We start from the raw sequence: 2,797 nt of genomic DNA, 5'->3' as shown, positions 1-2,797 counted from the left end.
CGCCAGCCAGGCCTGCCATGGTCGCAGCCTGGGTGCACTGTCGGCTTCCGACCCACTGCCTTGCATCCGCTGTGAGCCCGGCCTGCCTGGTTTCAGCAAAGTGCCGTTCAACGACCTGGCAGCCCTGCACGCCGAGGTGGACTCCCGCACGGTGGCGATCATGCTTGAGCCGATACAGGGCGAGGCGGGGGTGATCCCTGCCACCCAGGAATACCTCAAGGGTGTGGAAACACTGTGCCGCGAACTGGGCATCCTGCTGATCCTCGATGAAGTGCAGACCGGTATCGGCCGCTGTGGCGCGATGTTGGCAGAGCAGACCTACGGCGTACGGGCCGACATCATCACCCTGGGCAAGGGCCTGGGTGGTGGCGTGCCGCTGGCCGCCCTGCTGGCCCGTGGTACAGCGTGCTGCGCCGAGCCAGGCGAACTGGAAGGCAGTCACCATGGCAATGCACTGATGTGTGCCGCTGGCCTGGCGGTGCTGGATACCGTGCTGGAGCCGGGCTTTTTCGAACAGGTGCAGGACAATGGTCGCCACCTGCGCGAAGGCCTCTGCCGCCTGACCGGGCGTTATGGCCAGGGCGAGGTGCGCGGGCAAGGCCTGTTGTGGGCGCTGCAGTTGAAAGAAAACCTGGCCCGCGAGCTGGTGGCCGCAGCTCTGCATGAAGGCCTGCTGCTCAATGCGCCGCAAGCGGATGTGGTGCGTTTTTCGCCTGCGCTGACCGTGAGCAAGGGCAACATCGACGAAATGCTGCTGCGCCTGGCCCGCGCCTTCGCCCGCCTGCATGCCCGGCAGCAGGCCCACCGCGAGATGCCGGCTTAGCGGTCTGGCAAAGAATTCTACGAACCGTCTGGCGTTCCTGCGCATCGCCCCTGGCCTGTTTCATTCGGCCCGGGGCGTTTTTTTTTGCCTGTGGAACCTCTACGGCGGGCGGCTAGTCTTTGATGTAACCCTTCAGGAGAGACTCCCATGGACTTTATTCGCATCATCATCGCCATTCTTCTGCCACCGCTGGGTGTGTTTCTGCAGGTGGGGTTTGCCGGAGCATTCTGGCTGAATATTTTGTTGACCTTGCTGGGTTACATTCCGGGCATCGTGCACGCCGTGTATATCATCGCCAAGCGCTAGCCACTCAGGGCCCCATGGCCGGCAAGCCGGGCTCCCAGAGGATTGCGCCGCACTCAAGGCCTGTGCAGTAGCTGAGGGAGCTGGCTTGCCGGCGATTGGGGCTGCAACGCAGCCCCGGGGTCAGCCCTCCAATACCTTGCAATAGAACTTCCATTCTTCTTCCAGCGCATGGGCCAGGTTCTCCGCCTTGCGGAACCCATGGCGCTCTCCCGCGTAGAAGTGCGCCTCAGCTTCGATCCCGTTAGCCTGCAACGCGGCCAGCATCGACCGTGTCTGCTCGGGCACCACCACCGCATCCAGCTCACCCTGGAAGAAAATCACCGGCACTTTGATCTGCCCCGCGTGCAGCAGCGGTGTGCGCTGGCGATAGCGTTCGGCATCCTGTTGCGGGTCGCCGATCAGCCAGTCCAGGTAATCCCCTTCGAACTTGTGCGTGGCAACGCCCAGGGCAATCGGGTCGCTGACCCCGTACAGGCTGGCGCCGGCGCGGAACACGTCGTGGAATGCCAGGGCGCACAAGGTGGTGTAGCCACCGGCGCTGCCGCCGCGGATAAACGCCTTGCGCCCGTCGATCAAGCCCTGGGCAGCCAGGTATTCGACTGCCGCGCAGGCATCGGCCACATCGCTTTCGCCCCAGCGCAGGTGCAGCGCCTGGCGGTATTCCCGGCCATAGCCGGTGCTGCCTCGGTAGTTGAGGTCGGCTACGGCGAAACCGCGCTGGGTCCAGTACTGGATGCGCGGATCGAGCGCCGGGTAACAGGCCGAGGTAGGGCCGCCGTGGATGAATACCACCAGCGGCGTGGCACGTTCACCGCCGGCCGCCGGGTAGAAGAAACCGTGGGCCTGGTTGCCTGCCTTGCCATAGTGGATCGACTGCGCAAGGCTGATCTGCTCCGGCGGGAGTATCTCGGCACCACCGGCGAGCACGCGCACCTCGTGGTTGCTACGGTCGACGGCTATGACTGCTGGCGGACTGATTGGCGAGGCGGCAATGGCATAGATGTGTTGGCAATCCATGGCCAGGTGGCGAAAGCGCGTATACGCACTGGCGAACCGTTCCGTGGGGGCGTCGGGCGTGCGCAGTCCCAGTTGCCCGAAACCGTCTTCGAACCAGCTGGCCAGGTAGCGTTGCGGCCCTAGCGCCAACCAGGTGCAGGTACCCAGTTGCCAAGGTGCAGCGGCATGGTCGGCAGGCTCTGCTGGCAGCGGCTGCCAGTGCCCATCGACCTCGCCCCAGGGCTGCCAGAAGCCATTGCGGTCGGACAGGCAGTAGAGCCGGCCCTCGGCATCGAACCGTGGTTGCTGCAACGACTCTTCAGCGGCGGCCACACACCGCGCCTGCCCCCAGTGGCCGTGGGCGTCGCGCGTCTGACACATCAGCCGGGTGACGGTCCAGGGCTGTGCCGGGCGGTCCCATTCGATCCACGCCAGGCGCTGGCCATCTGCACTCACGGTGGGTGCGGCGTAGAAGTCGGCGCCCTCGGCCAGCACCTCGCGGCAGCCTTCACCCAACGCCACCAGGCGATGCTCCACCTGCTCGGCATGCTGCTCCTCGATGGCCAGAATCGTGCCGTTGTGCCACTGCACGTCGCCGTAGCGGCAGCTGGCATCACAGGTCACGGCGCGCGGCGGTGAGTCGTACAGATGCTGGGTGTAGACCTGCTGATG

At 65.2% G+C, this 2,797-nt stretch carries 3 protein-coding genes; 2 read left to right on the top strand and 1 reads right to left on the bottom strand.

Annotation, left to right across the window (positions count from 1 at the left end; translation table 11 throughout):
- Both HP547_RS27010 and HP547_RS27005 read left to right on the top strand, forming a co-directional pair.
- Window positions 1-823: aspartate aminotransferase family protein (locus HP547_RS27010; protein ID WP_172288486.1), on the top strand; the 823-nt coding region annotated here is incomplete at its 5' end.
- Window positions 824-970: 147 nt separating this feature from the next.
- Window positions 971-1,129 (top strand): YqaE/Pmp3 family membrane protein, encoded by a 159-nt coding sequence (locus HP547_RS27005; RefSeq protein WP_033727371.1) that lies wholly within the window; start codon window positions 971-973, stop codon window positions 1,127-1,129.
- A 120-nt stretch (window positions 1,130-1,249) separates the two neighbouring features.
- Here the strand turns inward: HP547_RS27005 and HP547_RS27000 are convergent.
- Window positions 1,250-2,797 (bottom strand): S9 family peptidase (locus HP547_RS27000; RefSeq protein ID WP_172288484.1); only part of this gene is annotated, 1,548 nt, incomplete at its 5' end.

Origin of the sequence: Pseudomonas sp. CM27 (genome assembly GCF_013179515.1) — a bacterium.
GTDB lineage: Bacteria > Pseudomonadota > Gammaproteobacteria > Pseudomonadales > Pseudomonadaceae > Aquipseudomonas.
The sequence above is the reverse complement of the archived record's forward strand: the minus strand, read 5'-3'. Positions and strand labels throughout refer to the sequence as shown.

Coding starts and splice junctions, on each gene's coding strand:
- HP547_RS27005 (WP_033727371.1), top strand. CDS start 971: ATGGACTTTATTCGCATCATCATCGCCATTCTTCTGCCACCGCTGGGT.